The organism is Cyclobacterium sp. 1_MG-2023 (assembly GCF_030546805.1).
In the GTDB taxonomy this organism is placed as follows: Bacteria; Bacteroidota; Bacteroidia; order Cytophagales; family Cyclobacteriaceae; genus Cyclobacterium.
On record NZ_JAUOPC010000006.1, the window covers coordinates 161,608 to 177,573 of the forward strand.

At 39.3% G+C, this 15,966-nt stretch carries 16 protein-coding genes; 10 read left to right on the plus strand and 6 right to left on the minus strand.

All coding sequences use genetic code 11. The features are described 5' to 3' along the window. Positions 1-268 precede the first annotated feature (268 nt). Positions 269-1,303 carry a ferrochelatase gene (gene hemH, locus Q4534_RS11365; RefSeq protein WP_303613296.1) on the plus strand — a complete coding sequence of 345 codons (1,035 nt, stop codon included), beginning with the start codon at positions 269-271 and terminating at the stop codon, positions 1,301-1,303. Positions 1,304-1,324: 21 nt separating this feature from the next. Here the strand turns inward: hemH and Q4534_RS11370 are convergent, their stop codons facing one another. Next, positions 1,325-1,891 (minus strand): phosphonate degradation HD-domain oxygenase, encoded by a 567-nt coding sequence (locus Q4534_RS11370; protein ID WP_303613297.1) that lies wholly within the window; start codon positions 1,889-1,891, stop codon positions 1,325-1,327. Between the two features lie 162 nt (positions 1,892-2,053). On the opposite strand from Q4534_RS11370, the gene Q4534_RS11375 reads away from it, so the two are divergent. Then, positions 2,054-2,779 (plus strand): HAD-IA family hydrolase, encoded by a 726-nt coding sequence (locus Q4534_RS11375; RefSeq protein ID WP_303613298.1) that lies wholly within the window; start codon positions 2,054-2,056, stop codon positions 2,777-2,779. A gap of 50 nt (positions 2,780-2,829) precedes the next feature. Further along, entirely contained in the window at positions 2,830-4,122 is a 1,293-nt protein-coding gene (locus tag Q4534_RS11380; RefSeq protein WP_303613299.1) for a DUF5690 family protein, read from the plus strand. Positions 4,123-4,327: 205 nt separating this feature from the next. Here Q4534_RS11380 and Q4534_RS11385 read toward each other — a convergent pair whose 3' ends face one another. Continuing rightward, the gene (locus Q4534_RS11385) at positions 4,328-4,933 is read right to left on the minus strand and encodes an isoprenylcysteine carboxylmethyltransferase family protein (protein ID WP_303613300.1); all 606 of its coding nucleotides are present in this window, start codon (positions 4,931-4,933) and stop codon (positions 4,328-4,330) included. A gap of 14 nt (positions 4,934-4,947) precedes the next feature. Between Q4534_RS11385 and deoC the strand changes: the two genes are divergently transcribed. Further along, the gene (deoC, locus tag Q4534_RS11390) at positions 4,948-5,613 is read left to right on the plus strand and encodes a deoxyribose-phosphate aldolase (protein WP_303613301.1); all 666 of its coding nucleotides are present in this window, start codon (positions 4,948-4,950) and stop codon (positions 5,611-5,613) included. On the opposite strand, the gene Q4534_RS11395 is transcribed toward deoC, so the two are convergent. Then, complete coding sequence (locus Q4534_RS11395; protein WP_303613302.1) at positions 5,579-6,781, minus strand: Na/Pi symporter; 1,203 nt, start codon at positions 6,779-6,781, stop codon at positions 5,579-5,581. The two genes, deoC and Q4534_RS11395, sit on opposite strands and share 35 nt — an antisense overlap. 314 nt (positions 6,782-7,095) lie before the next feature. Here Q4534_RS11395 and Q4534_RS11400 point away from each other — a divergent pair, with 314 nt between their 5' ends. The 4 genes from Q4534_RS11400 (at position 7,096) to Q4534_RS11415 (ending at position 12,048) form a co-directional block, all read left to right on the plus strand. Further along, positions 7,096-8,226, plus strand: coding sequence for a hypothetical protein (locus tag Q4534_RS11400; RefSeq protein WP_303613303.1), 1,131 nt, complete (start codon positions 7,096-7,098; stop codon positions 8,224-8,226). Between the two features lie 10 nt (positions 8,227-8,236). After that, positions 8,237-8,680, plus strand: a complete 444-nt coding sequence (locus Q4534_RS11405; protein WP_303613304.1) for a nucleoside deaminase — start codon at positions 8,237-8,239, stop codon at positions 8,678-8,680. Positions 8,681-8,798: 118 nt separating this feature from the next. After that, positions 8,799-9,404: a superoxide dismutase gene (locus Q4534_RS11410; protein ID WP_303613305.1), complete on the plus strand. Its 606-nt coding sequence runs from the start codon at positions 8,799-8,801 to the stop codon at positions 9,402-9,404. A gap of 211 nt (positions 9,405-9,615) precedes the next feature. Then, on the plus strand, positions 9,616-12,048 hold the full coding sequence (locus Q4534_RS11415) for an outer membrane beta-barrel family protein (RefSeq protein WP_303613306.1): 2,433 nt from the start codon (positions 9,616-9,618) through the stop codon (positions 12,046-12,048). A gap of 172 nt (positions 12,049-12,220) precedes the next feature. Here the strand turns inward: Q4534_RS11415 and Q4534_RS11420 are convergent, their stop codons facing one another. From Q4534_RS11420 to xerD, 3 genes are all read right to left on the minus strand, one after another. After that, positions 12,221-12,685 carry a MaoC family dehydratase gene (locus Q4534_RS11420; protein WP_303613307.1) on the minus strand — a complete coding sequence of 155 codons (465 nt, stop codon included), beginning with the start codon at positions 12,683-12,685 and terminating at the stop codon, positions 12,221-12,223. Between the two features lie 86 nt (positions 12,686-12,771). Continuing rightward, entirely contained in the window at positions 12,772-13,254 is a 483-nt protein-coding gene (locus Q4534_RS11425; RefSeq protein ID WP_303613308.1) for a Clp protease ClpB, read from the minus strand. Between the two features lie 181 nt (positions 13,255-13,435). Continuing rightward, positions 13,436-14,338, minus strand: a complete 903-nt coding sequence (gene xerD, locus Q4534_RS11430) for a site-specific tyrosine recombinase XerD (RefSeq protein ID WP_303613309.1) — start codon at positions 14,336-14,338, stop codon at positions 13,436-13,438. A 128-nt stretch (positions 14,339-14,466) separates the two neighbouring features. Here xerD and aroQ point away from each other — a divergent pair, with 128 nt between their 5' ends. Continuing rightward, a complete protein-coding gene (gene aroQ / locus Q4534_RS11435) occupies positions 14,467-14,901 on the plus strand; it encodes a type II 3-dehydroquinate dehydratase (protein WP_303613310.1) in 435 nt (144 codons plus the stop codon). Continuing rightward, a complete protein-coding gene (locus Q4534_RS11440) occupies positions 14,901-15,962 on the plus strand; it encodes an aminotransferase class V-fold PLP-dependent enzyme (protein ID WP_303613311.1) in 1,062 nt (353 codons plus the stop codon). The genes aroQ and Q4534_RS11440 overlap by 1 nt, the downstream gene beginning before the upstream one ends. The last annotated feature ends 4 nt before the right edge of the window (positions 15,963-15,966 follow it).

Consider the following 15,966-nt stretch of genomic DNA (forward strand, 5'->3'; position numbering starts at 1 on the left):
GGCCATCTCAAAATTATGCAGTCTTTGAAACTTATTGAACCCGGATAATACAATATGATTCGTGCTACCTGTCCTGAGTCTTCTCAGGAAGGGTTGAATCCCAGGAAAAAGCTTGTTTGAAGATTTAAGGTCTATGGCCTATTTCGGGTTAAGTGGCCTGCCTATTCCTTATCTTTGTCTTCCTTTATATGGGCAAAGTTGAATTCTATTGGTATTTTCTAACAATAGCCCGTATTTTTGGTTAGCAAAACGGACAATTAAATAAAACATGAATAAGAGCAAATCCAAAACAGGCATTTTGTTGGTCAATTTGGGAACCCCTGATAGCCCAGAAACGGGAGATGTAAGGAAGTACCTTAGAGAATTTTTGATGGATGGAAGGGTTTTGGATATCCCTTTTCTATCAAGGTGGATGCTGGTCAATTTTATCATTGCCCCGTTCAGGTCTCCAAAATCTGCCAAAGAATACCGCAAACTATGGACAGAAAGAGGCTCCCCCTTATTATTCCATACTGAGGACTTAAGGGACAAGTTGGTTCCATTGCTTGATCAGGAAAAATACCAGGTTGAAATTGCCATGAGGTACCAAAGCCCAAGCATTGCCGATGGCTTAAAAGCCCTAAATAAAGCCAATGTAAAAGAAATTGTGGTTTTGCCTCTTTTCCCTCAATATGCCTCTGCCAGTAATGGTTCTGTCATAGATAAGGTAATGGAGCTTGCCAGAGAGTGGCAAATAATTCCAAGCATACGCTTTATAAGTAACTTTGTAGAGCATCCTTTGTTTCTTGAAGCTTGGGTCGAGTTGGGCAAAAAGCAAATGGCTGAGGGCGACTATGACCGATACTTGTTTTCATATCATGGCCTGCCCGAAAGGCAAATTTTAAAAGGTGCGGTAGATGGCTATTGCCAGCTGAATGGAAAATGCTGTGCAAGCTACCATAAGAAAAACAGGTATTGTTACCGTGCTCAAAGCTTCCATACCACCCGTTTGATTTCAGAAAAACTTCAACTACCAAAAGAGAAGGTGCTTACCTCTTTTCAATCCAGGCTTGGCAAAGACCCATGGATCAAACCTTATACGGATGAGCTAATAAAAGAAATGGCAGCAGATGGTGTAAAGAAAGTGATGGTCTTTTCTCCTGCCTTTGTGGCCGACTGTCTGGAAACCACTGTGGAAGTAGGAGAAGAATACAAAGATCTCTTTATTGAGCTAGGTGGTGAAAAATGGGACCTGGTACCAAGTTTAAACTCAGAAGACACCTGGGTTCAATGTGTAAAGGACCTTGTCACAACAGAAAAATAATGCCCTTTGGCCTTGGAAAGATTAAGACAATATTTCCAAGGCCATTTTTTTATAGGCATCAAGCTTTGGAACCGGAATTCCTGTTTCCTTGGCTCTTTCATCCCATTCCCTCATTTTCAAAATCAGCTTGTGCTCGGGATCTGCCTCAAATTCTCTGGCCTCCTCAGCCGTCATTACTCCCCCTTGAAAGTTTAAAGTTTGCTTACTTGCCTCAGACAATTTCTGAAAGTAAACGGGGTTTTTAAAAGTAAGGTACCTTTTGGCCTCCACATGACTTTCCACCAATCTGGCCACTTTTTCAGGAAAACCTAACTTTCGCAGGTAATCAGCGCCAAGTTTTTCATGATCCATTACGCCATATCCATCCATCTGTTCCAACGCTTCTCTTTGGGAAAACAAATGTCCCAAATCGTGAAAAAATGCTGCTAAAATCACCTCATTCCCATAGCCCTCCTCCTCTGCCATTTGGGCTGCCTGGCTCATGTGTTCTATTTGAGAAACAGGCTCCCCTATATAATCTGCATCTCCATAGCTTTCATATAGAGAAAAAACTTCATTGATTTTGCTTTCGGTGGAAGGATCTGTCATGGTCATATTGTTTTATGTTGAAATTAAAAACATTCTTTTATTTCGACAATTTTGAATGAAAAAAAATTAACCATTAGTAATACCCGCTTTTATTAGGTTACCGATATTTTTGATTATTTTAAGACATTAAAGTTATATAGGAGACCGTAAAATGCTTGAATCATGAAAACCCCTATCAAATTGGCTGTTTTTGATATGGCCGGAACCACAATAAATAACAATGCAGTGGTTCCTCAGCTATTATTGAAGGCATTTTTATCCAATGGCTTTGATCAACTTAACCTAGACTTGGTAGACGAAAAAACGGGCTATGCCATTCCTGAAGCAATCCGGCAAATACTATCTGCTCACCCAACCTATTATAAGGAATTTACTGAATCAAAGGCAGAAAAGATTTATGAAGTTTTCAAGCAGGAAATAAAACAGCATTATAAGGCCAATCCGGACATTTCCCAAATTGAAGATGCAATGGAGGTTTTTGAAGCCTTGCAGCAACTGGGAATAAAAATAGGTCTCAACACCAATTTAGATAGGGATACAGCAAATCTCCTTTTAAAGGGCGTAGGCTGGGAAAACCATCCGCTTATAGACATTACGGTCTGCAGTGATGAAGTTGCCCAAGGCCGTCCTTATCCGGATATGATCTTACAAATGATGGCAGCCTTAGGAATCGGCAGTCCCTCAGAAATAATAAAAATAGGCGATACCATAGTGGACATATTGGAAGGTCAACAATCCGGATGTATGATGAGTATTGGTATCACCAGCCCAAGGTACAATTATGATAGATTAATGCGTGCCCAACCTACCCATATTGTCAATGCGCTCTATGAAATCATACCACTTGTAACCCCTGTCTTCACAAAAATTCCTGAAGAAAATAAATGATTCATTTTCCCTCTCTATCTAAAAGGTTATCTGTAGCAAAGCCCATACTAATGAGCACCTTTGTGGCTCTCATGGCATTTCTGACCTATAGCAGTATGTATGCTTTTCGAAAACCATTTGCTGCCGCCACCTTTTCGGGTGAAGAATGGTGGGGAATAGATATCAAAGTATGGCTAATCCTAATGCAAACCTTTGGGTACATGGCCAGCAAGTTTTATGGAATCAAACTGATCTCTGAGTTGAGTGGCAAAAAAAGAGGGCTATTGATCCTATCTTTGGTAGGCTTTGCCTGGTTATCTCTGCTGGGTTTCGCGCTTCTGCCTGCGCCCTTCAACATCCTTTGCTTTCTATTAAACGGATTTCCACTAGGCCTGATTTGGGGATTGGTTTTTCACTACCTGGAAGGCAGAAGATTTACGGAAATGATGGGTAGCATTTTGGCCATCAGTTTTGTTTTTTCATCCGGTTTTGTAAAATCCATTGGCAGGTATTTATTGGTTGATTGGGCCATAGACCCTTACTGGATGCCTTTTATCACGGGGGCTTTGTTTATCCCATTCCTAATCATGGCAGTATTTTTCTTAGACCACACTCCTCCACCAAATGAGGGGGATGTGACCTTAAAGACCCAACGAAAGTCCATGAATAAATCTGAACGGAAGGCATTTTTTCAGAAATTCAGTTTCGGCATTGTACTACTTGTTTTGGTATACATGGCCCTGACGGCCTTTAGAGATATTAGAGATAATTTTGTGGTGGAAATATGGAAGGAGCTAAAAGTAGGACTGGCCCCGGAACTCCTTACCCAAACAGAAATCCCCATCACCCTGCTGCTTTTGTTAATGATGGGCTTGCTTGTGTTGGTGAAGAACAACTTCAAGGCCCTATTTCTTTACCACCTGATCATTATTTCGGGTTTGATGCTAGCTGTAATATCAACCTTTCTGCTTCAAAACGGAATGATGAACCCTTTTTATTGGACCGTAGCTACTGGCACCGGAATTTATATGGCCTATATTCCATTCAATTGTCTCTTATTCGACCGCTTATTGGCAGCCTTCAAATATGTTGGAAATGTAGGTTTCCTAATGTATTTGGTGGACAGCTTTGGCTATTTGGGATCTTGTGGCATCCTCATTTTTAAACAGTTTGGAGACTGGGAGGCAATGAGTTGGTTTACCTTTTATTCAGAAGGACTGATGTTGGTAATGACATTTTGTGCCTTGGTCATGCTTGTCAATGGCTTTTACTTTTATAAAAAACTAAAGCAAAATGCATCCATCGATCCCTTGGATTTGCCTATAGATAAGCAGGCAATTCAACCTATACCGATAAAAAAATAGCGCTCTTTCTATTTTTTAATGCTATTAATTCGTCTTTTAAACAAATACCAATAGCCAATCGGAAAAATAAGGGCCTTTAACCGCCAATCATTTTTCTCATGGAAAGACAGCTTATCGGTTTTGCTTATCTGTCGATAAAAAAAGCTGGCCATGACCAAATGACCCAATACCACAATCAACAATACACTATAAAATATCAGCTCATTCATTTTTTAAATCGGGGAAGAATTGGTGGAACATTTCTTTGGTAATCAATATAGACTTCACCATAAATTGCTATTAATTTTTTCTCCTCAAAATAAATTCCCGGAGGTAAATAAAGTAATAAAGCCAATAAATGAACCATTGAAGCCAAATTAGGAATATAAAGGAAATAACCTAAGAAAATTAAAATCAAGGCTAAATACAGTGGATGCCGAACATAACTGTACCAGCCATTAACAATCAGCTCATCCTTTTCTCGTAAGTCATCATGGGGAAGCCAGCCAATGAATCTGCCCGCGGAAATTTCTTTCATACTTTTGACGGCAATTATGGTACCTAGGGTAGCCAACATATAGCCGAAATAGGTGCTACCATCTGAAGGCATAAAAACCCAATCAGGTTCTATACTTCCTGCATAAACAAACAGCCCTAAAAAAAAGAAGGTGGCCAGCAGGCTATAGATTAGTCGGTACCATTTATATTGGGCACCCATCCAAAGCCTGAGTTTTCTTTTTATATTGAGACTTGCCAATAGGCTATGGCCGGCATAAAACACGATCCATCCTAAAGCTAAAGTAATATATTCCATAAAGTTTCGAATATCCATATTTTGACTGACTAATGAAAAATTTAAACCGATATATTGAACATACTGCTCTACATCCCACAGTGGATGAGCAGGCAATCCAAACTGTTTTAGACCAAGCGAAAAAATATGCATTCAGGGGTGTATGCATTCCACCTTTTTGGGTAAAAAAAGCCAAAAGGGAGTTATCAGATTTAGACATACAATTGGTAACGGTGGTGGGCTTTCCATTGGGCTATTCTATGACACAAACCAAAGTCTTTGAAACCAGACAGGCCATCAAAGATGGAGCAGATGAATTGGATGTGGTTTGGTCAATTACCGGATTTAAGTCCCGTATGAACTGGCCAAAGATTGAACTTGCCCAGCTGGCCAATATTTGTCATGAGGAAGAAAAAATACTCAAAGTAATCATCGAAACAGCCTTACTTCAAGAAGAGGAATTAATGGAAGCTTGCCATATTTGTACGGATGCAGGCGTGGATTTTGTCAAAACATCCACCGGCTTTGCCGACAAGGGGGCACAGATAGCAACCATTCAACACATGAGAGAAATACTTCCTAGTCAAGTAGGAATCAAAGCAAGCGGAGGCATCAAAACGCTAGATCAAGCAGTGGCAATGATAGCTGCCGGCGCAGATAGAATTGGCACCAGCAGTGGCCACCTTATAATGGAGGCTTGGCAGGATAAAAATCCGTAACCATCCTCACCTGCTCTCTTTTTTCACTTGTTTCTTTATCTGCTGTAGGCTTATCTTCTACTTGATTAAAATAAATAAGGAAAAATGGAATGATAAAAAAGGTAAGTAAAATATAAGCAAAACCGATCGTTTTATTAAGGGATGTTTGTTTACCAAACTTCTTGGCAAGTCTTACAGGAATTTCCCTCAACCTAGGAAAAGGAAGAAAAATCAGGTTGCCAACCAAGTTAAATAGCACATGCACAATAGCTACGCTTATGGCAGCTTCGGTTTTATACAAAGCAGCAATTACAGCAGTAATCGTGGTTCCTAGATTCGCTCCCATGATAAATGGAAATACCTTCCTTAAGGCAACTTTTCCTGTAGCAACAGCAGTAACCATTAGCGAAGTGGTCACCGTACTTGATTGAACTGCCGCTGTAAAGAAGACCCCATAGGCAAAAGACCTGTAGGGGTAATTGAATATATGTTTTTTGATTTTTTTGAAGTTGGGAGTGATCAATGACTTGTAGGCAAGAGAAGAAAGGATTTTTATGGACCCAATCATCAGTAGAATACCTGCAACCAAAGCCAACAATGGCCACACTAAAAAGGAATACAATTCATAACTTAAGGGTCTAAGAAAAAAGCCATTCAACCCTATGCCTTCCATACTGGCCCTTTCTTCCCATACAAACCAATGGGTCAACCATGCAGCCATATGACTAAGAACTCCGAAATACACCTCCAATGGAAGCAAGATAATAACCGTGATGATATTAAAGATATCATGTAATACGCCTGCAGAGAGGGCTTTTCGAAAGGTTTTTCTTTTTAGCACATAGCCAAAGGCAACCAAGGTACTGGTTAAAGTAGTTCCGATATTGGCCCCCATGATTACCGGAACTGCCTGTGCAAGACTGAGATTTCCGGAAGCCACCAACACTACAACCATGGCGGATATGGTGGAGCTTGACTGGATCAGGGCAGTGGTAAGCAAGCCAATAAAAAGCCCTACAAATGGATTACTTGTGGCAGTGAATAAAGCATTGGCAGCCTCATTGTTTAATTCAGTCAGTGAAAAGGTCAAAAAATCGATGGAAAACATGAAAATCAGCAAACCCACAATTATAGTGGCTACCGTAATCAGATTTTTCATAAAAGGGTTGGCTTCAAACGCTTTTGTCATTCAGTAGTGGCTGTAGATTTTGCAAAGAATATAATTACAAAATACGTATAGTGTAAAGAGAATTACACGCTTTTTAAGTAAAACTTCTGTTAATATTGGAAAACAACAACTTAGAGCGAAATAATGCATTAAAAATATGCCTTGTAGCTCAATAGGAAATAAAATATTTATATTTTTGAAAAAATACTTTTCTTCAATTTCCCATACAGGGTTCAACTTTACCATAAATTAATTCGGGACTTAACAATTCGGTAACATTATCCTTAATATTTCTTGTTTAATTTGCACCCGTATTTCAAAGCCGACAACTGCTTATGGCCAAACTTAAAGATCAAAACATCAACCAGGACGCACTATCAAAGGCGGCCTATTCCCTTTTTGATTTCACAAAAAAGGAAAAATCATTCCTTTTGATCATCTGCATTTTGGTATCCATTGCTGGAATCATTACTCCTTATACTTATGCAGCCATGTGGTTTGGTTTTGCTTTGGCTGCTTATTCTGCAATTGCCAATGACAGTATCCAAACCATTGGAACATTTATAGCCTCCAATCAGAAACAGAAATGGTATTTCTTATGGTTATTTATGGGATTAATATTTGTTGGTACAGTCACATTTAGCTGGTTTTACTATAATGGAGATGTTAGTTACCAACGCTTAAGAGTAGATGGTCTCGACAAAGCCCCCGAAAGTTTTGTATTCCTTCAAATCGCAGCTCCCATCGTCTTATTGGTGATGACGCGTTTAAGAATGCCTGTTTCCACTACCTTCCTTTTGCTTAACGTATTTACCTATAAGGCGGGCACCATTATGGGTGTAATGCAGAAAAGCTTTATTGGTTATTTCGTAGCTTTTTTCTTGGCCATTATGGTTTGGTATGTATTGGAAAAGTTTGTGACCAACTACCTAAAAGGAAAACCCAGCAAATATTGGTATCCCTTACAATGGATTACCTCCGGAAGCCTCTGGGCCGTATGGATCATGCAAGATGCTGCAAATATTGCTGTATTTCTCCCAAGGGAGCTAAATGCCTGGGAATTTTCAGCCTACACAGGTTTTGTGTTTTTAGGGCTTGGTGTTCTCTTTTATATGAAAGGAGACAAGATTCAAGGCATTGTCAATGAAAAAACCAGAGTGACGGATGTCAGGGCTGCTACTATCGTAGATTTTGTTTATGCCATTATACTTTTTTACTTCAAAGCTTACAGTCAAATGCCAATGAGTACCACTTGGGTATTTATAGGTTTACTGGGAGGTAGGGAATTGTCTATTGCCTTGGCAAAATCAAAAAAGCTTAAAAAGCGTAAAGCAAGATTGGTAAGGGCTTACCGAATGGCCTCCAATGACCTTTTAAAGGCAGGCATAGGTCTAATTGTCTCCCTTCTTTTGGCCTTAATAATTAACGAAGGCATCAGAGAAGAAGTATTCGGTTATATTTTTTAAAGCGGTAGTATTGGAAATTTTCACGGACGAGTACTGGATGAACGAGGCCCTGAAGCAGGCAAAAATGGCTGCGGAAGAGGGGGAAATACCGGTTGGAGCAGTAATTGTGGTTAATAACCGAGCCATTGCCAAAGCCTACAATCAATCTGAAAAGCTAACGGATGTCACTGCCCATGCAGAAATACTGGCCATCACTGCAGCTTCCAATGCCCTAGGTGCCAAATACCTGCCCGAATGTAAGTTATACGTAACATTGGAACCTTGCATCATGTGTGCAGGCGCTTGTTTTTGGGCACAATTGGGCGAGTTACATTATGCGGCCTCAGACCCAAAGCGAGGGTACTCCAAAACTGATCCTGCCATAATCCATCCCAAAACCAAGGTTTTTCAAGGCCCATTTGAAGAAGAATCCAAAGAATTGATCCAAACTTTTTTTAAAAATCTAAGAAATTAAAGATTCAAAGGAATAATAGAACCATTTTTGGAGATTGATGGTTTATACATTAGGTTTTTTAATAAGACGAACCTACAACCATCAACAAAAACATTGTATAACCTAAAAAAGAAAAAAAATGGCTTTTGAACTTCCCAGCTTACCTTACGAAACGAATGCATTAGAACCGAATATTGATGCCAAAACCATGGAAATTCACCATGGAAAACATCATAACGCTTATGTAACCAAATTAAACGACGCGATCAAAGGCACTGACCTTGAATCGAAAAGCATAGAAGAGCTGATGGAAAATGTTTCTTCTGCTCCTGCAGGAGTTAGAAACAATGGCGGTGGACACTACAACCACTCTCTTTTCTGGACCATCCTTTCTCCAAATGGAGGTGGCGCACCTTCAGGTGACTTGGCCACTGCAATCGATGCAAAATTTGGTTCTTTTGATAAATTTAAAGAAGAATTTGCAAATGCTGCTGCTACCAGATTTGGTTCAGGTTGGGCATGGTTAAGTGTAAGCAACGGTGAATTGGTCGTTAGCTCTACTCCTAATCAAGACAACCCGGTAATGGATATTGCTGAAACCAAAGGAACGCCAATTCTTGGATTGGATGTTTGGGAACACGCTTATTACCTGAACTACCAAAACAGGAGACCTGATTATATTTCAGCTTTCTGGAATGTTGTCAATTGGGACGAAGTTGCTAAAAGATATGCTGCAGCTAAATAAAAAATAGTTTTTAAAGATTTGATTGAGCCTCCTTTGCTTTGCATTGGAGGCTTTTTTGTATCCAAACCGAACATAAAAAGTGTTCGATTTTAGTACAGCCCCTCACCCCTAATCGTCTATAAAACAAGCTTAAATAGGCTTTAAAGCAACTTTTTCGGTTTTGGCACCTTTTTCCCTTTGAGTTGGACTGAACAATTCAAGAACTGAAATCATGTACTTTACCAAATTAATTTTTACTGCCTCACTTTTCTTCTTTCTCGGCTTAAGCCATCTGGCCGCTCAACAAGCGCCCGTAAACAAAATCAATGGGTTGGTAATAGATAGTGAGGAACAGCCGATACCTTTTGCCAATGTGGTATTGCTAGATATGAATAGCCAAGAACTTATTACCGGCACCATCACCAATGATGCCGGGGAATTTGTGATTCAGTCTGATCGAAGCAATAAATTACAGCTTAAAATTTCTACCCTGGGGCATATAGATTTTGTAAGTAAGGAATTCCAAATTGAAGGTGGAACAAAAAATTTCAGCAAGATAAAATTGAAGGCCGATATGGGATCTCTCGATGAAGTAGAGGTCCGCGCTGCACGACCCAATGTATTGATTCAGGCAGACAAAACCGTGGTGAATATTGAAGGGACGGCCATGGCCGAAGGAAACAACGCCTTGGATGTGGTAGGTCGCTCTCCGGGAGTCTATGTAGATGCCGATGGCAATATCAACCTTAATGGAAAATCAGGTGTCATGGTACTATTGGATGACAGGCAAACCTATATGTCTGCCAAGGATTTAGCAGATTTTTTGAGAGCCATGCCGGCAGACAATATCCAAAGTATAGAGGTAATCAACAACCCTCCAGCCAAATACGATGCGGAAGGAGCTGCCGGACTTATCAATTTGGTATTGAAGAAAAACACTTACAACGGTGTGAATGGTAACTTACATATTGGCCACCAATACAATGGTATCCATACCCCATCTGTAGGAGGTACGGTAAACTTTAAGAAAAAGAAATGGACGTCCAATGTAAGTTTAAATTATAACCAATGGGGAAGGAAAATGGAATTGGACCTGCTCAGGAGATTCCAAGTGGACAATGGTCTCTCTGTTTTTGACCAAAAAGCCAGAATGAAGCTAATAACCAAAAACTTATTCTTTTCAGGAGGCACAGATTATCAAATCAATGATAAGCATAGCCTGGGAATCAACCTACAGGCCTCCACACAAACTGGAGATGACGGAGGAAATTCTTTTACCACCATCACTAACCCTCAAAGTACGGAGGTCAACTATATCAATGCATTGAATGATACAGAGTTTGAAAACACACGAATATTTGGAAATTTTCACTATATCGGAAAGTTTGACACCTTAGGGACCAAGCTTACTGCAGATTTCGATTATTCCAATATGGATGCAAGTAGCCTTATTTTTCTGTACAATAGCTACTGGATAGATGATGACAGGGCCAATGAAGACCTCAATAGTGTCAAAACAGGCAATGATATGGTCTATTCCATTTATACAGCCAAAACGGACTTTACCAAACCAATGGGTGAAAACAAAAGCTTGGAACTAGGTCTTAAGGGAAGCTGGGTAAAATCAGACAACCTACTGGACATAACAAAAAGCGAAGCCGAAGGTCCTTATCTTCCGGATGGCAATAGCAATCATTTTATTTACAAAGAAAATGTAATGGCGGCTTATGTTTCATACAAAGCTCCTTTGGGAAAGAAGCTGGATTACCAGGCAGGACTGAGAGCTGAGTATGCCAATATTGAGGGCAATTCAATAACCTCAAATCAGGTAAATACCCAGGAATACCTCAACTTATTCCCAAGTGTATACCTTCAACACAAACTAAATGACAATTACCAAATCGTTTACAATGTCAATCGACGAATCACAAGGCCTCATTACCGACAACTCAATCCTTTTGTTTTCTATATTGACCCATTAACAACGGAAGAAGGCAACCCAAATCTAAAACCTCAGTACGCCAATAATTTTGAAATGAACCACATTTACAAAGGAGCTTATCAGTTGGCCTTGTCTTTTTCTCAAACTGAAAATGCTTTCGGACAAATACTGATTCAAGATGATGAAAACCGTACCACCCTTATACAAATGCAAAACCTAGACCGCACGCAAAATTTAGGACTTCGGGCAACCATACCGGTGGAGTTTGCTCAGTGGTACAGCACCAGTAATATGCTTCAATTCAATGGAAATACTTTTCAATCCCAAATAGGAGAAGACCTTCTGGATGTCAAGCAATTTTCATTCATGGCAAGAAGTCAACATAATATTTCCTTACCTAAAGGTTTTAAGTTGGAGTTGGTAGGGATTTATAGAAGTCCGTTTCAGGATGGACAGCTCAAAATTGATGGCATGAGTTGGTTAGATGCTGGGTTAACAAAAACCTTCAAAGACGAGAAATTAAGTCTCACAATTAACGGCTCAGATATCTTCCGAACCATGAAATTCACGGGGGGAATTAATTTTCACAAGATCAATACAGATGTCCGACAATACAATAGTATGCAAAATGTACGCTTTACTGTGCGGTGGAAATTTAACAAAGGAGAGATGTTCAAGGTATCCCAACGAAGTGGTAGTACTGAAGAAAGAAATAGATTGTAATAAGTAATGATTAGGTTTTTTATAATGGTAAAAGCAACATCCTTTGGATGTTGTTTTTGTTTATACCTAAAACCTATGGCCTATTCTTAATTCAACGCCAACTCTCGGCATTCTTAACAAATCTTTAATCAACCAAAATGAGCTAATGAAGGAGCTAAATATCTGGTAATACCTACTGAAAATGGTAAAGGAAAATTAATTGTGCAGCCAGTGCAGGCTTTCTCTCACCTTTGATTTCAATTTTTACCTTCATCTCTGTTTTTATGGTTCCTCTGAGATCACTGATATTGGCCAGGGTAGCGTGCATGCGAATCTCATCATTCACCTTAACAGGGTTGGCAAACCTTAAATTTTCAATGCCGTAATTGACCATCATTTTCAGATTATTCACCTGTACGATCTGATTCCAAAGAAATGGAACCAATGATAAGGTAAGGTATCCATGCGCAATGGTCCCTCCAAAAGCGCCTTCTGCTTTGGCTTTTTCAGGATCAGTATGTATCCATTGGTGATCTATAGTAGCATCTGCAAAAAGGTTGATTTGCTCTTGCGTTACTTGGTGGTATTCAGACACACCCAACTCTTTTCCTATATAATCCTGAAAGTCTTCAAAGCTATTAATAATCAGTTTACTCATGTTTTTTTGGTTTTAAAAAATGAAATTATCAAAACCAAGCGGATAATAAAACAAAAAATTAAAGAAAACTAAATTACTGATACCTCCTAGCCAAGTTGACGGGTTCTCTTTTTGTAGTATAAAAAGCCCAAAACCATGCTACTAACGAAAAAAATAAGGGTAGTCCATTCATAGGTCCGCTTTTCCTTGAATCCCGCTTGAATTTTTTCATCCTTTAGATCCAAGGCCCGTTTGAGCTTCACAATGTCCTCTTCCGCTTTTTGGGCAATAAACTTATAATCCTCTTTCTCATAACCAATCTCTGTTGTTTCTATCTCCTTCAACATCTCCAACTCTTTGATTATCTGATTATCCTTATTCAAAATACGAATCAACCATTCATTGGTAGCCGTCATGTCCTTTTTTGTCCGGTTTCCGAATAAGCCCGATTTCTGTGATTCAGAGGCTTGCCACTGTTGATGCAATTGTTCCCTCTCTGCGATTAATTTCTTGAGTCGTTCCTGCCCACTAGCCTCCATGGGCAAGGTTATTAGCCAAACAATTAATCCTAAAAAATATGCCTTTTTCATCTCAAATCAGAAAGTTGATTACAATAATTTTTCAACCACTCCGACATTCAAAAAACATGCCTAAAGCATTTTGTAAGCAAGCGAATTGAAAAGGTCGGGAGTAATTGTCCAAATGTTTGACGCAGCAAGTCATGTTAAGCATTAACTAGCATAGGTTATTCATGCCTTTGCTAAATGGATCTCACTTTTTTCTAGGCAAAAATTCATCCAAAACTTGTCGCAAATAATCCCTGTCTAAGTGGGTATATATCTCGGTAGTTGTGATGCTTTCATGGCCCAACATTTCCTGAACAGCTCTCAAATCTGCTCCACCTTCCACAAGGTGAGTAGCAAAGCTATGTCTAAAGGTATGGGGACTTACTTTTTTATGAAGACCTGCTTTTTCTACCATCTTCTTTATGATTAAAAATATCATCACTCTACTAAGCTTTTTTCCCCTTCTGTTGAGAAAAACGTAATCTTCATGCCCCTTTGCAATCACCTGATGAGCTCTTATTTCTTTGAGATAGATGCTTAAGTATTTGGTAGCAGATTTGCCAATGGGTACCAGCCGCTCTTTGTTGCCTTTACCTAAAATTCTTAAAAATCCTATATCATCAAAATATTGACTCAATTTCAGATTGATCAACTCAGAAACCCTTAAACCACTACTGTAAAGCATTTCCAGCATTGCCCTATTTCTATGTCCTTCCGGCTCGCCCAAAGGAATGACTTCAAAAATTTCCTCGATTTCCGCATAACTTAAAGTATCCGGTAGGGTGCGCGTTAACTTTGGAGCCTCTAATAAGTCTGAAGGGTTTTCTTCTATTTTGTCCTCATAGATCAAAAACTTGAAGAAGGCTTTGATACCGGAAATTATTCGTGCTTGAGAAAATTCGGATATTGAAAACTCTCCAAGGAGGTTTACAAATTGCCTCAGGTGATACAATTGCACTTTTTCAGGTGAAACTTCGGGGAAATTATTCTCCATAAAATTCGAGAACTTCTGAATATCCTGCCTATAAGCTAAAATAGAATTCTCGCTGAGTGAACGCTCAATTTTCAAGTAATAACCAAAAGCTTTTATTTCCTTTTCCCAAGACATAAAGTAAAATTAACCTAATGATGGTATTTAAATAATAGTTTTAGTAAAAACCTATCAATATCCAATCAAGTTGTTTTGCGATTGCTTAACTTTGCTCCTGTTTAGTAGTCAATTAAAACCTCCAAACATTGAAAATCACGATCATAAACGGACCTAATTTAAATTTATTAGGAAAGCGCGAGCCTGAAATTTATGGCAGTCGCTCATTTGAAGATTATTTTGAGACACTGGTTCAAAAATATCCGGACCTCGAATTGACCTATTATCAAAGCAATGTGGAAGGCGAACTGGTAAATAAACTGCACGAGGTGGGCTTTGAGCACGACGCAATCTTAATCAATGCAGGTGCCTATACCCATACTTCAGTGGCCATTTCTGATGCCATTGCAGGTATCAACACCCCGGTTTTGGAAATACATATTTCCAATATCTACAAGAGGGAAACTTTCCGACACAAAAGCATCATTTCCAAAGAATGTGTAGGCATGATCGCTGGATTGGGATTGAAAGGTTATGAACTTGGCTTGAATTACTTTATTGATAATCAGAAAGAAAACGCATAATGGCTATACTCACTTTTGCACCGGGACCATCTAAGGTGTACGATAAATTACCGGAATATTTTCAGCAGGCTTACCAAAAAGGAATCTTGAGTGCCAATCACCGGAGTGCCGTTTTTATGGATCTTTATAAGGATACAGAAAGGTTATTTAAGGAGAAGCTGGATGTTCCCGAAGATTATAAATTACTGTTCACCTCCTCAGCTACTGAAAACTGGGAAATCATCACCCAATCCTTGGTACTACAAGCCTCTTTTCATATTTACTCCGGTTCTTTTGGAAAGAAATGGTTCGGTTTTGCTCAAAATATCATTCATGAAACAGGAGCGTTGGTCCTAGACAAAAATGAAAGTTTAGAGGTAAATGACTTGGAGATTGGAAATGATTTTGATCTGATTGCCATAACGCAAAACGAAACGTCAAATGCCACTCAAGTTACCAATGAAACCATAGCTGCTATTGGCACTAAATATCCGGACAAAATGCTTGCCATAGATACCACCTCTTCCATGGCCGGAATCTTTTTGGATTTCAACCTAGCAGATATCTGGTATGCTTCTGTACAAAAATGCTTTGGATTGCCAGCAGGTCTGGGGATTTTAATATTATCTCCAAAGGCCATAGAAAGAGCCAAAGAAAAGGGGGAAAAAGGAAGGTACAATAGCCTCAATTTTATGCTGGACAATGCGGCCAACTACCAGACCCACTATACACCCAATGTCCTTAATATTTTCCTATTAAATAGGGTTTTGGCAGACTTGCCACCTATAGAAAAAGTAAATGAAAAAACCGAAGAGCGGATGCGCATTTTGGAAGAGATTGTAGAGAAATCTTCAGCTTTGGATTTCTTGGTAAGCAATGAGGCTACCAGAAGTCGGACAGTTTTGGGTGTAGGAGGTGAAGAAAGCTTTATTAAACAAATAAAAGCTGAAGCTGAGGAACAGGGAATGCAAATGGGCAGTGGATATGGCCCTTTAAAGCAAACCAGCTTTAGAATCGCCAATTTCCCTGCATTGAATGACAATGAGTTTGAAAAACTGATAGCCTTCCTCAAGGCCTATTAAAACT

What these genes read in the sequence shown, in the direction of transcription:
- Q4534_RS11400 (WP_303613303.1), top strand. Translation starts at nt 7,096, where the DNA reads ATGGCCAAACTTAAAGATCAAAACATCAACCAGGACGCACTATCAAAG.
- Q4534_RS11385 (WP_303613300.1), bottom strand. Translation starts at nt 4,933, where the DNA reads ATGGATATTCGAAACTTTATGGAATATATTACTTTAGCTTTAGGATGG.
- hemH (WP_303613296.1), top strand. Translation starts at nt 269, where the DNA reads ATGAATAAGAGCAAATCCAAAACAGGCATTTTGTTGGTCAATTTGGGA.
- deoC (WP_303613301.1), top strand. Translation starts at nt 4,948, where the DNA reads ATGAAAAATTTAAACCGATATATTGAACATACTGCTCTACATCCCACA.
- xerD (WP_303613309.1), bottom strand. Translation starts at nt 14,338, where the DNA reads ATGTCTTGGGAAAAGGAAATAAAAGCTTTTGGTTATTACTTGAAAATT.
- Q4534_RS11410 (WP_303613305.1), top strand. Translation starts at nt 8,799, where the DNA reads ATGGCTTTTGAACTTCCCAGCTTACCTTACGAAACGAATGCATTAGAA.
- Q4534_RS11395 (WP_303613302.1), bottom strand. Translation starts at nt 6,781, where the DNA reads ATGACAAAAGCGTTTGAAGCCAACCCTTTTATGAAAAATCTGATTACG.
- Q4534_RS11375 (WP_303613298.1), top strand. Translation starts at nt 2,054, where the DNA reads ATGAAAACCCCTATCAAATTGGCTGTTTTTGATATGGCCGGAACCACA.
- Q4534_RS11420 (WP_303613307.1), bottom strand. Translation starts at nt 12,685, where the DNA reads ATGAGTAAACTGATTATTAATAGCTTTGAAGACTTTCAGGATTATATA.
- Q4534_RS11370 (WP_303613297.1), bottom strand. Translation starts at nt 1,891, where the DNA reads ATGACAGATCCTTCCACCGAAAGCAAAATCAATGAAGTTTTTTCTCTA.
- Q4534_RS11425 (WP_303613308.1), bottom strand. Translation starts at nt 13,254, where the DNA reads ATGAAAAAGGCATATTTTTTAGGATTAATTGTTTGGCTAATAACCTTG.
- Q4534_RS11440 (WP_303613311.1), top strand. Translation starts at nt 14,901, where the DNA reads ATGGCTATACTCACTTTTGCACCGGGACCATCTAAGGTGTACGATAAA.
- Q4534_RS11380 (WP_303613299.1), top strand. Translation starts at nt 2,830, where the DNA reads ATGAGCACCTTTGTGGCTCTCATGGCATTTCTGACCTATAGCAGTATG.
- Q4534_RS11415 (WP_303613306.1), top strand. Translation starts at nt 9,616, where the DNA reads ATGTACTTTACCAAATTAATTTTTACTGCCTCACTTTTCTTCTTTCTC.